The 16,489-nt window shown below is 66.3% G+C and carries 11 protein-coding genes; 8 read left to right on the forward strand and 3 right to left on the reverse strand.

Going from position 1 to position 16,489, the window contains the following annotated elements:
• Positions 1-15: 15 nt before the first annotated feature.
• The 7 genes from ABD747_RS19650 (at position 16) to ABD747_RS19680 (ending at position 10,730) form a co-directional block, all read left to right on the forward strand.
• Positions 16-519 (forward strand): restriction endonuclease subunit S, encoded by a 504-nt coding sequence (locus ABD747_RS19650; protein WP_344807891.1) that lies wholly within the window; start codon positions 16-18, stop codon positions 517-519.
• Positions 519-3,638 carry a type I restriction endonuclease subunit R gene (locus ABD747_RS19655; RefSeq protein ID WP_344807779.1) on the forward strand — a complete coding sequence of 1,040 codons (3,120 nt, stop codon included), beginning with the start codon at positions 519-521 and terminating at the stop codon, positions 3,636-3,638. Before ABD747_RS19650 ends, ABD747_RS19655 begins: the two co-directional genes overlap by 1 nt.
• Positions 3,639-3,682: 44 nt before the next feature.
• Positions 3,683-4,948: a hypothetical protein gene (locus ABD747_RS19660; RefSeq protein ID WP_344807781.1), complete on the forward strand. Its 1,266-nt coding sequence runs from the start codon at positions 3,683-3,685 to the stop codon at positions 4,946-4,948.
• 269 nt (positions 4,949-5,217) lie between these two features.
• Positions 5,218-5,547 carry a hypothetical protein gene (locus ABD747_RS19665; protein WP_344807783.1) on the forward strand — a complete coding sequence of 110 codons (330 nt, stop codon included), beginning with the start codon at positions 5,218-5,220 and terminating at the stop codon, positions 5,545-5,547.
• Between the two features lie 643 nt (positions 5,548-6,190).
• A complete protein-coding gene (locus ABD747_RS19670; RefSeq protein ID WP_344807784.1) occupies positions 6,191-6,517 on the forward strand; it encodes a histone-like nucleoid-structuring protein Lsr2 in 327 nt (108 codons plus the stop codon).
• Between the two features lie 388 nt (positions 6,518-6,905).
• Entirely contained in the window at positions 6,906-8,660 is a 1,755-nt protein-coding gene (locus tag ABD747_RS19675) for a SulP family inorganic anion transporter (protein ID WP_344807786.1), read from the forward strand.
• A gap of 549 nt (positions 8,661-9,209) precedes the next feature.
• Entirely contained in the window at positions 9,210-10,730 is a 1,521-nt protein-coding gene (locus ABD747_RS19680; RefSeq protein ID WP_344807893.1) for an MFS transporter, read from the forward strand.
• Positions 10,731-10,868: 138 nt separating this feature from the next.
• Here ABD747_RS19680 and ABD747_RS19685 read toward each other — a convergent pair whose 3' ends face one another.
• The 3 genes from ABD747_RS19685 to ABD747_RS19695 all read right to left on the reverse strand — a co-directional run bounded on the left by ABD747_RS19685 (position 10,869) and on the right by ABD747_RS19695 (position 14,691).
• Complete coding sequence (locus ABD747_RS19685; RefSeq protein WP_344807788.1) at positions 10,869-11,285, reverse strand: universal stress protein; 417 nt, start codon at positions 11,283-11,285, stop codon at positions 10,869-10,871.
• A gap of 105 nt (positions 11,286-11,390) precedes the next feature.
• Complete coding sequence (locus ABD747_RS19690) at positions 11,391-11,879, reverse strand: DUF1269 domain-containing protein (protein ID WP_344807791.1); 489 nt, start codon at positions 11,877-11,879, stop codon at positions 11,391-11,393.
• A gap of 46 nt (positions 11,880-11,925) precedes the next feature.
• Positions 11,926-14,691: a cation-translocating P-type ATPase gene (locus ABD747_RS19695; RefSeq protein ID WP_344807793.1), complete on the reverse strand. Its 2,766-nt coding sequence runs from the start codon at positions 14,689-14,691 to the stop codon at positions 11,926-11,928.
• A gap of 316 nt (positions 14,692-15,007) precedes the next feature.
• Between ABD747_RS19695 and ABD747_RS19700 the strand changes: the two genes are divergently transcribed.
• The gene (locus ABD747_RS19700) at positions 15,008-16,270 is read left to right on the forward strand and encodes a cation:proton antiporter (RefSeq protein ID WP_344807795.1); all 1,263 of its coding nucleotides are present in this window, start codon (positions 15,008-15,010) and stop codon (positions 16,268-16,270) included.
• Positions 16,271-16,489 lie beyond the last annotated feature (219 nt).

Here is a 16,489-nt window from a genome sequence, read left to right on the forward strand (position 1 = left end):
TCCGTACGAGTTCCGCTGAGCGCAGATGAGAGGGGCGACCGTTGCGGCGAATATCCGTACTACGGTGCATCGGGCGTGATCGACACCGTCGACGGCTACCTTTTTGACGAGCCGCTCATTTTGGTATCCGAGGACGGAGCCAACCTATTGGCGCGTTCGACTCCAATCGCATTTGTAGCAAGGGGCGAGTACTGGGTAAACAACCACGCGCACGTCCTTCGACCTAGGTTCGGTCCTGTGGATTTCTGGGCGGCTCGAATTGAGGCGATCGACATCAGCCCAATCGTCACAGGTTCAGCACAGCCGAAGCTGACCGCGGATGCTCTTCGTGGCATGCGTCTCGCCGTCCCATCAGAATCCGAGATGGACGCGATCGTCAGGTATATCGCTCAAGAGACGGTGAAGATTGACGCATTGATCGGCAAGGCGGGAGAGTTCATCGCGCTGGCGAAGGAGCGACGATCGGCCCTGATCACAGCCGCGGTGACCGGTCAGATCGACGTCACGAAGGCTGCCTGATGGCCGAGCTGATCCACGAAAAGGCGTTCGAGGACGAGATCTGCGACCACCTGGCCGCGAACGGCTGGCTGTACTCAGCGACCGGAGCCGGCTACGACAAGAGCCGCGCCCTGTTCCCAGATGACCTGTTCGCGTGGCTGGAGGAGACTCAGCCGGAGGAGTGGGCGAAGGTCGTCAAGCCGTCGATGTCCGCCACCGAGCAGGCGAGGGCGAAGGACCATCTGCTGGATCGGTTGGTGAAGGTGCTGGATCTTCCGTTGGACGCCGGCGGCGGGACGCTGAATGTGCTGCGGAACGGGTTCAAGAAGACGCCGGCGTCGTTCCAGATGAGCGAGTTCCGCCCCAACACGACTTTGAACGTGGCAGCGATGGCCCGCTACGGCGCGGTGCGGCTCCGGGTGATGCGGCAGATTTACTACTCGAACCGGAACACCAACTCGATCGATCTGGTCTTGTTCGTGAACGGTTTGCCGGTCGCGACGCTGGAGCTGAAGACCGACAACGTCCAGTCGATCGGCGACGCGATCGCGCAGTACCGGAACGATCGCGACCCGCGGGCTGAGCCACTGCTCGGGTTCGCGAACCGGTGCCTGGTCCACTTCGCAGTGTCGAACGACGAGGTCTGGATGACGACCCGCCTACAGGGCAAACAGACCAATTTCCTGCCGTTCAACCGAGGCAATGACGGTGCCGCCGGCAACCCGGTCAACCCGCACGGTGCGGCGACCTCCTACCTGTGGGAACAGGTGCTGCAGCGGGACTCGTGGCTGCACATCATCGGCAAGCTGCTGCACATCGAGACCCGCACCCGCATCGACCCGATCACCGGGGAAACCACCAAGTCGACGACCCTGCTGTTCCCCCGGTTCCACCAGTGGGAGCTGGTCACCAAGTTGCTCAGCACGGTCCGCGCGGAGGGTCCCGGACACAAGTATCTGGCGATGCACTCCGCTGGCTCAGGCAAGACCAACTCGATCGCGTGGACCGCCCACGGCCTCGCCACCTTGCACAACGCGAACAACGCTAAGGTGTTCGACACCGTCATCGTCGTCACCGACCGGACCGTGCTCGATGACCAGTTGCAGAAGGCGATCAAACAGATCGAGGGTCGCGACGGCACCGTCGCGTTGATCAACGCTGACGAGGTCCGCAAGGCAGGCGGAACCGCCGACATCACCTCCAAATCCGGGCTGCTGGCGAGGGAACTGACCACGGGTCGGCTGATCGTCATCGTCACCATGCAGACCTTCCCGTTCGCGCTGGAGACGATCCGCAAGAACAAGAGCCTGGCGGAGAAGCGGTTCGCGATCATCGCCGACGAAGCCCACTCATCCCAGACTGGGGAGGCCAGCCGCAAACTCCGCCAAGTCCTCACGTCCGAGGAGCTCGCCGACCTCGACGACGGCGGCGAGATCGACACCGAAGCGGTCCTGGCCGCCGAGATGGAGGCCCGCGCCGAGTCGCCGAACCTGTCGTTCTTCGCATTCACCGCCACCCCCAAGGCGAAAACCCTGGAACTGTTCGGCCGGCCCGACGCCGACGGGCTGCCCCGGCCGTTCCACGTGTACTCGATGCAGCAGGCCATCGAGGAGGGCTACATCCTCGACGTGCTGCGGAACTACACCACCTACGACGTGGCGTTCAAGATCGCCCAGACGTCGAAGAACGGCCACCTGGCCGAGGTGAAGCTGGTCGACGAGTCCGAGGCGACAAAGGGCCTGATGCGGTGGGTGTCGCTGCACCCGACCAACATCGCCCAGAAAGTCCAGATCATCGTCGAGCACTACCGGGCCAACGTCCGCCAGCTGCTCGACGGCCACGCCAAGGCCATGGTCGTCACCTCGTCCCGCGAGCACGCCGTCCGCTACAAGGCAGCCATCGACGCCTACATCGCCAAATGCGGCTACAAGATCGGGACTCTCGTCGCCTTCTCCGGCACCATCACCGTCGACGGCGTGAGCTTCGCCAACAGCGAGCCGCCGTACAGCGAGACCAACCTCAACCCGGGCCTGCGCGGCCGGAGCTTGCCCGTCGGACTCGGCACTGACCAGTTCAGCATCCTGATCGTCGCCAACAAGTACCAGACCGGTTTCGACCAGCCGCTGCTGTGCGCCATGTACGTCGACAAGCGGCTCTCCGGGGTCGCCGCGGTCCAGACGCTGTCCCGGCTGAACCGGACCTACCCGGCCGGCGGCAAGGACGCCACCTTCGTCCTCGACTTCGTCAACGATCCCGACGAGATCCTCGAGTCCTTCCAGCCGTACTTCCGCGACGCCCAGATCGAATCCACCACCGATCCCGACATCGTCCACGACCTGCAGGCCAAACTGGATGCCGCATCCATTTTCACCGACGCCGAGGTCGAAGCCTTCACCCACTCCTACCTCACGGTCGGTAGCAAGCACGGCGCCATCACCGCGCCCTTGAAGTCCGCAGCGGATCGGTTCAACGACCGATACGCGGACGCCGTCGACGCCGGCGACAAAACGACCGCCGAGGAACTCGACCTGTTCCGCAAAGACGTCGGCTCCTTCGTCCGGCTGTACGACTTCCTGTCCCAGATCGTCAACTACGCCGACACCGACCTGGAGAAACGGGCGATGTTCCTGCGTTACCTGTCCCCCAGGCTCACCGGCCGAGCCGGCACCGACGTCATCGACCTGTCCACCGTCGAACTGACCCACATCAAGCACGCCCGAAGCGGGGAACGCGACCTGGATCTCGCCACCGGCGGGACCAGACTCCTCAAACCGGTCGGCGATACCGGCACGGGTCAGGCGCGCGACCCGCATCTGGTCCGGCTCGAAGAGATCCTGGCCAAGATCAACGACCTCTTTTCCGACGAGGACTTCACCCCCGCCGAACAACAGTCATGGGTCCAGGGCCTCGTCACCGTGCTGGAAGACAACGACACCATCCGCGCCCAGGCGGAGGCGAATACCCGGAAGCAGTTCGTCGAGTCACCCGATCTGTCCGACGCCGTCACCGATGCGGTCCTGAGCACGCAGGACAGCCACAACAGGATGACCGAGCATTACTTCACCGACGAGCAGGTGAAGACCCAGCTGGTGAGACTGCTGGGCGAACTCGTCCACGAGAACGTTCAGGCAGCCGGATAAGCACGGCACCAGCCCACGAACCGCTCAACCAAGGAGCCGCATCTGTGAACGACGAGATTGACCTGATCAGCGACGGTGACGGGCTGGCTGTCATCGGGGACCCGACCGCGGTGGACCGACTCCTGTCCTCGGCAGGTCTCGCGTCGAAAGACCTCGAGCTTCAACGGCGCCTTGGCTCCGCCTTCAGCACGGGGGCCGGCGCCGCGCAGGCCGGTTCCCAGGTCGCGGCCAACTCCGGCAGGTGGGTGCAGTTGACCGAGCAGTCCGCGAAGGCCATGAAGGCCAGCCAGTTGATGAAAGGCTCATCCGCGGGAGTGAACCGCGCGGTGCTCACGACGGACAAGGGCAAGATCACCGGTCTGCTCGAGATCGTGAAGACCACGCCCACAGGGATGCTCGCGAATCCGGCGGTGCTAGCAGGTGCGGCCGGGATCATGGCACAGTTCGCGATGCAGCAGACGATGGAGGAGATCACCGATTACCTGGCGACGATTGACGAGAAGGTCGACGACGTGCTCCGCGCCCAGAAGGACGCAGCACTGGCTCAGGTGATCGGGGTTGGTTACGTGATCGACGAAGCCATGTCCATCCGCGAAGAGGTCGGCCGGGTGTCAGAAGTCACCTGGTCGAAAGTGCAGGCGACGTCGCAAACGATTGCTCAGGCCCAGGCGTACTCGCTGCTCCAATTGGATGCCTTGGCCGAGAAGCTGGAAAAGAAGAGCAGGATCGGAGAACTCGCCAAGACGTCTAGGGAGGCCGAATCAAAGACCGAAGAGTGGCTGGCCGTCCTGGCCCGCTGCTTCCAGCTGCAGGATGCCCTCGCTGTGCTCGAGATCGATCGGGTACTCGACGCCGCCCCTGAGGAGGTGGACCGCCACCGCATCGCCCTGCATACCGCGCGACGCAAGCGGAGGGAGCAGATCTCGCGGACGACCGAGCGGCTGGCGGCCCGGATCGATGCGGCGGCCGGAGTCGCCAACGCGCAGGTCCTCCTACACCCTGTGCAGGCTGGCGCGGTCGTTCGGTCGAGTAATCGGGTGGCGGACGACGTCGTCGTGTTCAACCAGCGACTCGGCATCGAAGCAGACCGCCAGTCCGTGGAGGCGAAACAGTGGACCGCTGCTGCCGGCGAGGTGCGAGACAAAGTCCTCGAGACGGGTACCGACGGTGTCGATGCCGCCAAGCGTCTAGGAAACAAGACCCTCGACAGTGCCAAGTTGACAACCAGCAAGCTGTCCAGTGGGATCGGCCAGCGCCTGAGCCGGCTGCATCGAAGCGATTCCGCGAAGCAGGACGACGAAGACCAATAGCCGCGTCACCGCCCCTTCCACCGGTCGCCACCGGGCGGCGGGGATGCCTGACAGCTACGTTCGGGGCATCGCCGCACACCCGGAGGTATGACCCACGCAGACCCGAACCGTCACGCTGCAGGCTCGCCCGCCGGCGGCCAGTTCGCGCCCGCAAGCCGCTCCGAGTCCGACCTGGACCTGGACCTGGATGACCCAAACACCATGGACGAGCCCGTCTTCCGCGGGCGGGAGATGCTCGACGCCTACGAGAGCCAGGCCGCGACGGCGCTGTGGTCCAGCTGCGACCCCGACGCCGAGGTGCCCTTGGACCGGGCGGGCTACACGGCCGACGACATCGATCCCCCACCGCGGCGGAGCTGCGTGCCGATCTCGACGACTTCGTCGGGGCGAACGGCGCGACGATCGCCCGCATCCGCGCCGAACATCCCGACTGCACGCCCGCCCAGGTCGCCCACGACTTCTGGCTGACCCGCAACCGGCACGGCGCCGGCTTCTGGGACCGGGGTTACGGTGAGGACGGCGACACGCTCACCGAGGCCGCCCATGCCTACGGCGGCGTCGACCTGTACATAGGCGAGGACGGCCGGATCCACTGCTGACCGCGTTCCATCCTGATCAGGTCGACGACGACCGGTCAGCCCGTCGCCTAGTGCGGCCGTGCGCGACGGGGGTGGGTGGGCACACGTTCACGGGCGCCGCAGGTGCGACGCAGTTGGCCGTTCCGCCTGTCACCCGAACGGGTCACCGTTGCGACAGCGGCCGGCTGCTGGCCGATCCAGTCGGGTCAGGGCTGCGCATCGAACATCAACTACGCGCCCGGCTCGGTGGCCAGACCTGGGCCGCGACCCACGGCAGACTCGGTCGCAGAGGGCCAGGATAACGGTCCGGTCTCCCGGCGTGACGTCGGCGACCGACATCTTCCCTGGTCACGCCGTAGTTGCCGCTCCCAGCGACCAGTCAACCGCCAGGGGGGTTAACCGAAAAGTCCCCCCTCGGACACGTGCGTTAGGCCCCCTGATCTGGCCCGTCTCGCGCAAACGGCGCCGTCCGACTGCCGTCAAGGCGTCGCCCGACCGGATATGGTGCGATCGCGCAGGTACCCCTGTGGCGGTCACCGTTCCTCTTCCTCGAGAGATCCATCGCGCAGGCGACGTGCCCAACCTCGCGTGGAATCGTTTCCCGAAGCACGCACGAACAGCCTATGATCAAACTCTCCACGTGCAGGACGACTGAGGAACGGCCATGGCCCAGCGCACACAACTCATTCTGATCGACGATCTCGACGGCAAGGAGATCGCCGCCGGCGGTCAGACGGTCGTGTTCGCCTACCAGGGAACCGAGTACGCCATCGATCTCAACGACAAGAACGCCGGCAAGTTCGACCGCGTCCTTGCGCCATACATCGCTGCGGCCCGGCAGACCGGCGGCCGGACGACGCGGCGCTCGCGCACGAGCGCCAAACCGACGGACAACGGCGCCATCCGCGAGTGGGCGCGAAACAACGGCTATCAGGTCAGCGACCGTGGTCGCGTGAGCCGCGAGATCCGAGAGGCATACGCGGCGAGCTGACAAAATCCGCAGCCCGGCCGTCACTGGTTGGCCGGCGAGCACGCGCGGCTCCACCGGGGTCAGTGGAAGCCGGCTGTCCGCCGGCGAGGCGGAGGGCGACCCGTCCGAGGCCCGGGTCGGTGGGATCCGGGCGGCGAACACCTGCCGGTCGATGGTCGCCACCCCGCACCGCCGGGCGGGCCGACTCGGGACTGCACCGCACCCACCGGATGACCTACGCCGACCGAAGACCAGGCCGACCGAAGACGGCGGCGGGCGCGGCGCTTTAGGGCCACAGAAGCCGGCGAATACCCGCGTCGGACGGATTGTGCCAGGCATGCGGGGCTGGGATGATCGTGGGGGATGACGTGCGGCTGGTGATCATCCCCGAAACTCGTGGGATCGAGAGATGGACGACGAGCTACCGAAGACGGGCCCTGCCGCAGGATACGGGGCAGGCGAGTCGCCGTTCCGCCCAGCAGCCAAGCGGCCGTGGCTGCACCGGATCGTTCCGGTCGCCGAGCACGTCCCCGGCTACCGGGGTGGCGCGTTGGGCCGCGACGCTCTGGCCGGGGTCACGGTAGCCGCGTTGGCTCTGCCCGCGGCAATGGCGTACGGCGAGCTCGCCGGACTGTCACCGGTGATCGGCCTGTACACCCTGTTGTTGCCGGCGGTCGCCTACGCGGTGTTCGGCTCATCGCGCCAGGTGATCGTCGGCCCCGAAGGGGCGATCGCGGCAATGGTCGGGGCCGCGCTGATCCCGATGACCCCCGACCCTGAACAGCGGGCCTCGCTGGCTGCCCTGCTGGCCTTGCTCGTGGGTGCGGTCTACCTCGTTGCCTTGGTCGCCCGACTGGGCTGGATCGCCGACTATCTGTCGCGGCCGGTTCTGATCGGCTACCTGCACGGCGTCGCCGTCGTGATGATCATCGGCCAGCTCGGCAAGCTGCTCGGTCTCAGCATCACGGCCGAGACGCCGCCGGGCCAGGTGGTCGAGGTCATCGCCGACATCGACCAGGTGAGCTGGCCGACCCTGGCGGTGGGTGCGGCATGCCTGGCTTTGCTGCTGCTCGCCCGTTGGCTGGCGCCCAAGGTTCCCGCCGCGTTGATCGTCGTCGTCCTCGCGATCATCGCCTCCGCAGCTCTCGGGCTGGCCGGGTACGGAGTGGCCGTGGTCGGCGACATCCCGGCCGGACTACCCGGCATCCGGCTGCCCGACCTCCAGCTGAAGACGATCCTGGACCTGGCACCGGTCGCGATCGGCATCTTCTTCGTCAGCTTCTCCGACGAGATCCTGGTCGCACGCTCGTTCGCCGGGCGGCACGGTCAACACATCCGCCCCGCCGCCGAGCTCACCGCGATGGGCGCGGCCAGCCTCGCCGCGAGTGTCACGCAAGGACTTCCCATCGGCGCGAGCGGCTCCCGCACCGCGGTGAACGATCAGATGCGGGCACGGACGCAGGTCTCCGGACTGCTCGCCGCCGCCGTCGTTGCCCTGGTGCTGCTCTTCCTCACCGCACCCATGCAGTACCTGCCCAAAGCGACTCTCGGCGCCGTCATCATCGCCGCCTCGATCGGCCTGATCGAGCCGGCTTCCTGGCGAGGACTTGCTCGCGTCAGCAAGGTCGAGGTCGGCATCGCCACGATCACCATGGTCGGCGTGATCGCGGTCGGTGTCCTGCAGGCTCTGGTGCTGGCCATCGCGCTGGCGGTCGCCGATACGATCCGCCGCAGCGCAACCCCCCACGATGCTGTGTTGGGCTGGGTGGAACGGCTCGACCGCTATGCCGACGTCAGGATGCACCCGTCCGCCCAGGTGACCCCAGGTGTCCTGGTCTATCGGCTGGACGACCGGCTGTTCTTCGCCAATGCCACGTACGTCCAGTCACGCATCCTGGAAGCCATCGCCGGTGCACCTCAACCCCCGCACTGGTTCGTCTTCGACGCCGAGGGCCTCAGCCACGTCGACGCCACCGGAACCGACGCACTCACTGAATTGATCGAATCACTGGCACGACAATCGATCAGCTTCGTCTTCGCCCGGCTGAAGGACCCCGTCGCAGACCGCCTCAGACAAGCCGGCATCCTCGATCTCGTCGGCGAGGACCACAACTACCCGACCGTCCACGCCGCCGTCGAAGCCGCGCCAACACTCGCCGCCTGAGGACACCCCGGCGCGGTCCGGGAAGGGTCGTTCGCCTCCGGAAGCAACATCGTCGTGGTCGCCGGGCGCCCATGGAGTCCGGATCGGGATCCGGCAACGACAGACAGTCGGACAGCGCCGGACGCACCCGGGCCCTGCCGGGGAGCAAACAGGGATCAGATAGCCGCGCTCAGCCCCGACATCGACCGGCGCTCATCGGACACCGAGGCCGCCCAAAACGACCGGCTGACGGCCACCTCCGGCACCCCGTCACGGTGGGTCGGCCCCGCAGAACGCGTGCGCACGCGCGAACCTCGGTCGGGACTACGTCGATTCTCTCGCTATCGGGGACGACACAGGCCCTTGCTCTCATTCGGTGCTTTCGATCGGGATCGAACAGTGGTGGGATAGCGCTGACAGCGCCGATATGTGTGGATGTGGGGTCGCAAGTGATATCTGATGTGGCCGGACTCCCGGCAGCCCGTCCTTGGCACGGCCATGAATAGCGCCGAGTCTGCGACGACTGTGCCATCCGCCGGCCGGCGCTTGATGGTGCTGCTGGCCATGGCGATGTTCGTGCTGGTGGTCGACACGTCGTTGATGAATGTGTCGATCTCGGCGGTGATCGACGATCTCGATACCACCGCCAGCGGGGTGCAATCCGCGATCGCACTGGAGGCCCTGATCTCGGCCGCGTTCATCCTCATCAACAGCAAGGTCGGCGATCTGATCGGACGCAAGCGGGCGTACGTCCTCGGGCTGGTCGCGTACGCCATCGGCGCGCTCGCGATGACCCTGGCCCAGAGTCTGGCCGCGATTGTGGTGTTCTGGGCCGTGATCGGCGGCCTCGGTGCGTCGCTGCTGCTGCCGGCCATGCAGTCGCTGATCCACGGCAACTTCAGCGGGCCGGCGCAGAAGCAGGCGTACGCGCTGGTCGGCGCCGCCGCCGCGATCGCAGCGGCGGTCGGGCCGCTACTCGGCGGATTCGTCACCACCTTCTTGTCCTGGCGGGTCGGCTTCGGGCTCGAAGTCGTCATCATCGCGGTTGTCCTGACCCAGGTTCGCCTGATCCGGGACGTCCCCTATACCGGCTCCCGCGCGATCGATCTGGTCGGCGCACTCTTGTCGGTGGTCGGTATGGGTGGCGTCGTGCTGGGAATCCTGGTCTGGCAGGAGGGCGGCCAGTACGTGGTCCTGCTGCTCGTGGTCGGCGCCGTCGCACTGATCGCGCTGTCCCGCTGGCTGATCCGACGCCAGCGTGCGCAGCGGGTAACACTCCTCGACCCCCGGCTTTTCCGCCACCCGAACTTCACCGCGGGTATCTCGGGCCAGATGCTTCAACAGATCACGCTCGGCGGCGCCATGATCGCCCTTCCGCTGTTCCTCCAGATGACGTTGGAGTACAACGCGATGCAGGCGGGTCTGTCGCTTGCGCCTCTCTCGCTGACGATGTTCGCCGCTGCGATGGTTGCCGGGAGGAAGGCCGGACAGCGACGCCCGGCGGCAATCATCCGGATCGGGTTCGTGCTGGCCAGTGTCGGAATGGCCGGAATCATCCCGCTCGTGCCACGCGTAGACAGTGGCTGGTGGCTGGTCATCCCGCTGGTCGTCACGGGGGCTGGGCTCGGGCTGCTGGTGTCCCAGCTCAACAACTACACCCTCGCGCCGGTGGAGGACGAACGGATCAGCGAGGCCGCCGGAGTCAACTCGGCAGCTGGATCCTTCGGACTGTCCTTCGGCCTCGCGATGGCCGGCGGTGTCATGCTCGCCGCGCTCTCCTTCAGCTTCACCCATCTCACCGAGCAGAGCACTGTCATCCCGGCCAACGAGAAGCAGCAGATCGCCGCAGCTCTGGAGAACGATGCCGAGGTCATGAGCAATACGGAGCTGGACCAGCGAATCACGGGGCAACCACCGGCGGTGGAGCAGGCCGTGCTGGCCATCAACGCCGAAGCCAGGAGCCGCTCCTTGCAACTTGCTCTGCTCGTTCCTCTCCTCGCCGGCGCCGCCGGGATCGCGAACTCCTTCAGGATGATGCGCCTGCCCGATCTGAAACCGTCGTCTGCAGCCGAACAGGCCGGATTGGGTTGATTCTGCCCGCACGCCGGCACCCGAGATCGGGACGAGGCATGCTGCTGGCCGCGACGTCGTCAGCGCGAAGCGGGCCACACGCCTGACTCAGACGATTGCATCGTCAGCCTGCCGTCAAACGGCCCCCACCAGGTCGGGTCAGAGACCCGCGGGGACGATCACCGTCGGGCAGTGCGCAAGGCCCGGCACCTGACTGCTCACCGAGCCAAGCAGCGCGCCGGCGAAACTGCCGTGACCGCGAGTTCCGACGACGAGCAGCTCAGCCCCTTCAGACGCGTCCGCCAGCACCTGGACCGGCTGGCCTGACACCGTTCGGGAGAGCACGGATCTGGCGGCGCCAGCCGTCTGATCGACGGCTCGACGCAGAATCTCCCGTGCGTTGGCTTCGAGGTCGACACCGACCATCGGCGCCAGCCCACCGGGAACGGTCGAGTAGTGCCACGCACAGATCGCGACGACCGACGAGTCGCTCGCAGCGGCCTGACGCAACGCCCACGTCAAGGCGGCTGCAGAGGCCGGGGAGCCGTCGATTCCCACGACGATCGGGCCAGTCATGACAGCACCTTGTGCCGTCGCCCGGGCGTCGCGGACAAGCGTGCTTTCGGATGACTCCGCGTCGCGCCGGTACTGCTTGCTGGGGGCGGCTCGGTCGTCATGAAGTCACTCCTCGCCGAAGGTCTCACGTAACTTCGCTTCCTGTTCGGAGCTGAGGTTGCTCGTGATCAGAGTCGGACGAGTGTCCGCGAACTCCTCGTGGACGCGGTCGCGCACGACGTCGGTGGAGAGCAGGAAGAGAGCCGACGTTCCGGGAGTCACCTGTCCCCTGACCTGAGTGATGAAGTCGTCGTCGATCCCGAAATCGGTGAATCGAGCCGCGAGTGCGCCCATTCCGGCACCGATCGCGGCGCCCAGAAGTGGGAGGAGAAACAGCAGACCGAAGAGCAGCCCCCAGAAGGCACCGCCGAGCGCGCCACCACGCGCCTGTTGTCGGAACTGCCGCGTCTTGGGCTTCTTCTTGCCGACTTCCCATGAGACGACCGCAGCGTCCTCGATGGTGATGAGCGCCTGCCCTTGCAGAGCGTTCAACCTCTCGATCGCCCGGTCAGCTCCGGCGGCATCTGGGAACGCCCAGACGGTGAGTGTGGCCATCTCAGCCCCTTCCTTCCATGACGAGACGAATCGGCCCGGTCCTCGATCAACGAGTCAGAGCCGACATCGCCGGTTCGAGGGCGTGGTCTCGGTGTGAGCGGCGCCCGATGGCCTTGACGATCTCCGAGACGATCAGGATCGACGCGCTGACCGCCAGGCAGGTGAGCCACTGCCCGGCGGTCAGGCCGACCGTATCGAGAACGCCCTGCAATGGTCCGAAGACGGTGGCCACGACCAGCGTCAGGATGGACAACCCGGTGGCCTTGGTGAAGGTCGCGTCCGACACGGTGTCGACGCTGAACGCGGTCCGCTGCTGGTCCTTGGTCGCGATCGAGAACAAGAGCGCGAACAGCGAGAACGTCACGACTCCCATGGTGTGAGCCACCGCCTCGCCGTAGGCGACTTCGGAGAAGCTGATCACGCCAAGCGTGCCGATGCCCATGATGATCCCGGTCGAGATCAGCCAGATGAACAAGGCACGGTTGAGGATGGGCTCGCCGGGTGGCCGCGGCCGGCGCTCCATCAGTCCTTCTGATGGCTGCCCGTAGCCCAAACCCACGGCCTGGAACAGCAAAGTGGTGAAGTTGATCCACAGCGTCTGCAACGGCAGGAACGGCACTCCGGCCAGGATGCTGAAGATGCTGGAGCCGAGAAAGGTCACGATGAAGCCGAACAAGCAGCCCATCTGGAATCGAATGTAACGGGTGAGATTGTCGTACAGACCACGGCCGAGCTCGACCGCCTTGACGATGGTCGAGAAGTTGTCGTCGGTCAAGATCATCACCGCGGCCTCCTTCGTCACCTCCGTGCCCGTGACGCCCATCGCGATGCCGATGTCGGCCTTCTTCAGCGCGGGTGCGTCGTTCACACCGTCACCGGTCATCGCGACGATCTGGCCATCGTCCTGGAGGAGCTCGACCAGCCGAACCTTGTCTTGAGGCGTGACCCGGGCGATGACCCCGACCTCGTCGATCATCTGCCTGGCTTCGTCATCGGTCAGTTCCGCGAACTCGGCCCCGCTGATCACCCGACCGTCGATGCCGAGCTGCTCGGCGATCGCGGCGGCTGTCACTGCATGATCACCGGTGATCATCCTGACCTTGATGCCTGCCGCCCGCGCGGTGGCGATCGAGGCCTTCGCCGTCGGCCGGGGTGGGTCGACGATGCCTACCAGTGCGAGAAGCTGCAGATCGTTCACCAGCGGCAGCAGATCAGCCTGCGGGTCGAAGGTCGACGGGTCGAGGTCTTTCCGTGCGGTTGCGATCACGCGAAGTCCCTGTTCGCCGAGCCGCCGGTTCTCGGCGAGGTAACGCTCCCGCACCTCGTCGGTCGCACTCAGCGGGCCGCGGTCTGCCTCGTGCACCGTCGCAGCTCGAGCGAGGAGCTGGTCGGGTGCGCCTTTGACGTAGCATCGGACGACCTCGCGACCGTCGGGGTCTGCCATCCGGTGGAAGGTGGCCATCAGCTTGTAGTCCGCGTCGAAGGGAACCTCGGCGAGGCGCGGGTAGGCCTGCCGTGTCGTCACGGCGTCGATGCCGCCCTTGGCGGCCAGGGCTACCAGCGCACCCTCGGTCGGGTCACCGATCAAGTTTCCATCGCTGACGACCGCGTCGGAGGCGAGCACCATCGGCAGCATGAACTCGTCGAGATCGATCACCGGCTGTCCTGCCACCCGATTGATCTGACCAGTCGTGGTGTAGCCGGCACCGTCGATGGCGAATCGTCGGCCCACCACCGTCAGCTGAACCGCGGTCATCTCGTTCAGCGTCAGCGTCCCGGTCTTGTCCGAGTTGATTGCCGACGTCGAGCCCAGCGTCTCGGTCGATTGCATCCGCTTCATGATCGCTCCGGCCTTGGCCAGCGCTTGCGTCCCAGAGGCCAGGATCGTGGTGACCACGGCGGGTAGGTTCTCCGGCAGCGCACCGATGGCGAACGCGACGGCCGCCGCGAACACGACCGTGAACTCCGCGCCTCGAGCGAGGTTGAGACCCATCGACACGACCAGGGCTGCGCCGGCGATCACCAGGATCTGGCGAGTCAGCTTGGACAACTGTCGGGTGAGTGGCGAGGGCGTGTCGTCCTGGGCGGCCAGCAGGCCGGATATCCGCCCGACCTCGGTTTCCATCCCGATCGCGGTGACGACGAACTCACCCGACCCCCGGGTTACGTTGGTGTTCAGATAGACCATGCAGGTCCGGTCACCGAGTGGAGTGTCGGCCGTCGACGCCGAACCCAGCGCCTTGCCGACCGGAAGGCTCTCACCGGTGAGCGCAGACTCGGCGATTTCGAGGGTTGCCACCCTGAGCAGCCTGCCGTCGGCGGGCACGATGTCGCCGGCCTCGACCGATACGATGTCGCCGGGCACGAGTTGCTCGGCCGGAACCTGCCGCAGCTCGCCATCGCGGGTGACCCGCGCAGTGACGATCATCATCCGCTGCAGGGCCGCGACGGCAGCCGCGGCCCTGCCCTCCTGACGTAGCCCCAGAACGGCGTTGAACAGGGTCAGCGCGATCAGCACGATGCCCGTCTCCAGCTCCTTGAGCGGATACAAGCTGACCGCCCCGGCCACCAGCAGCACAATCTGCATCGGATCCGCGTACTGGCGCAGAAATGCGCGCCACCGCGGCTCGGTCGCGGCCGCGGCGAACCTGTTCGGTCCGAATCGTTCGGAGCGTGCCGTGGCCTCGCTCGAGCTCAGCCCCGACTCCCGCTCGACCTGCTGGATCGCGAGGACGTCGTCGGCCGACATCGTGTGCCATGGCTGGTCGGCGCCCTGCGTGGCGATGGACCGGGTCTCTACGGAGGAATCCATGACGGCACCTCACCTTCCCCAACTGATCGACAAACGGGACAGGGCGGCACGCTGGCAGGGTGCGCGACGCCATGTCTCTTCATGGATCCGACAGCCGTCACGCGGCAGTTGACCAAGACGCTAACAGTCGCACCCCCGCGGTCTGGTTCACCCGGATCGGGTGAAGGCGGCGATCTTGTGGTTGACCTTGACTTCGAGCGGGGCGTTGGCAGGCGGGAACCTGGGCAGGCAGGGTCGGTCAGCTGCTCTGAACCGGACACGCACAACTGATCTGCCGGACCGAGGCCGGAGCCCGCACAGGAAGAAGCAACTCGCCATGGACTCGCTGGCACTGGTCCTGATCCTGGGGGCCGTGTTCTGCTGGGCTGTCATCTCGGCCAGGTTCATGATCATCTCCACTCCGATCTTCTTCGTCGCGGTCGGGCTGCTGCTGGCCGAGGGCATCCAACTGCTGGACGTGCAGCCCGATCCGCACGCAACCAAGCTGCTGGCCGAGGTCACCTTGGTGTGGGTGCTGTTCGCCGACGCCAGCAGGGTTCGGGTCTCGTCATTGCGGCACGACACGGCGCGCTATGTCCGTCTGCTGGCCGTCGGCCTGCCACTGACGATCGCCTTCGGCTCGGTAGCGGCCAGCACGATCCTCGACGTGAGCCCGTGGTACGCCCTGCTCGTCGGAGCCGCGCTCGCCCCCACCGACGCAGCCCTGGGTGCCGCGGTGATGACCGATCAGCGCGTTCCCTACCGACTTCGTCAGACGCTGAACGTCGAGAGTGGCCTCAACGATGGCATCGCAACGCCGGTCGTGACGACGGCGTTAGCTGCCATCCTCGTCACCTCCGGACTGGACACAGACTTCGCGCTCGGCCGCGCCGTACTCGGCCTGCCCCTCGGTGTGGTACTCGGGCTCGTTGCCGGAGCGGCCGGCGGCACAGCCTTGCGGATTGCTCATCGTCGCGGATGGGGGTCGGAGGAGATCGCCGGACCGGCCGTGCTCGCTCTCGCACTGCTCACGTTTGTCCTCGCCACTATGGTGCTCGCCAACGGATATGTGGCAGCCTTCGTCGCCGGTATTGCCTTCGGCTCCACAGCTGGTCGAGGGGGCGAGTCCGAGGTCTACTACGTCGAGCAGACCTGCGGCCTGGCATCGATGCTGTGTTGGCTGCTGTTCGGGGCAGTAGCGGTGCCGACCATTGCGGCCGACTGGAGCTGGCCCATACTGCTCTATGCGGTGCTGAGTATCACCGTCATTCGAATGCTGTCCGTGGCACTCGCCTTCGTCGGAGCACGGGCGAGCATGCGGCTCGTGCTTTTCACCGGTTGGTTCGGGCCACGCGGCCTCGCGTCGGTGGTCTTCGCGCTGATCGCGGCAGAGGACCTGCACGACATACCAGGCCCGGTCGCAGAGGTCATCGCGACCATCGGCTTGACGGTCCTGCTGAGCGTGGTCCTCCACGGTCTGACAGCGCAGCCGCTCATCAGGTGGTTCACCGCCGGCCAACCGGCAAGTGCGCCGCCCACTGAAGCAACGGCGGAAGTCACCGTGCGACACCTGGTCAAGCCCTCACGCCAATCGGAGTGACGGCACCTCCATGTACTCAGCACTCCGCGGCACAGCACGCTCCCCCCGGCATCCTGCTCCGCTCGGATATCAACCCTCGGGACCAGGCCCGACGCAGTAGGACGGCCGCGGGAGTTCCGCCGGGCGCTTGCGGACCCGCTTCGTACCTGGCCGCCGTTTGCCCTGGCCCACGGGCGGCCAGTGGCACGTCGGCGACGACCCGCAAGGAAGCCGGGGGGC

This window comes from Microlunatus ginsengisoli (assembly GCF_039537205.1).
In the GTDB taxonomy this organism is placed as follows: Bacteria; Actinomycetota; Actinomycetes; order Propionibacteriales; family Propionibacteriaceae; genus Microlunatus; species Microlunatus ginsengisoli.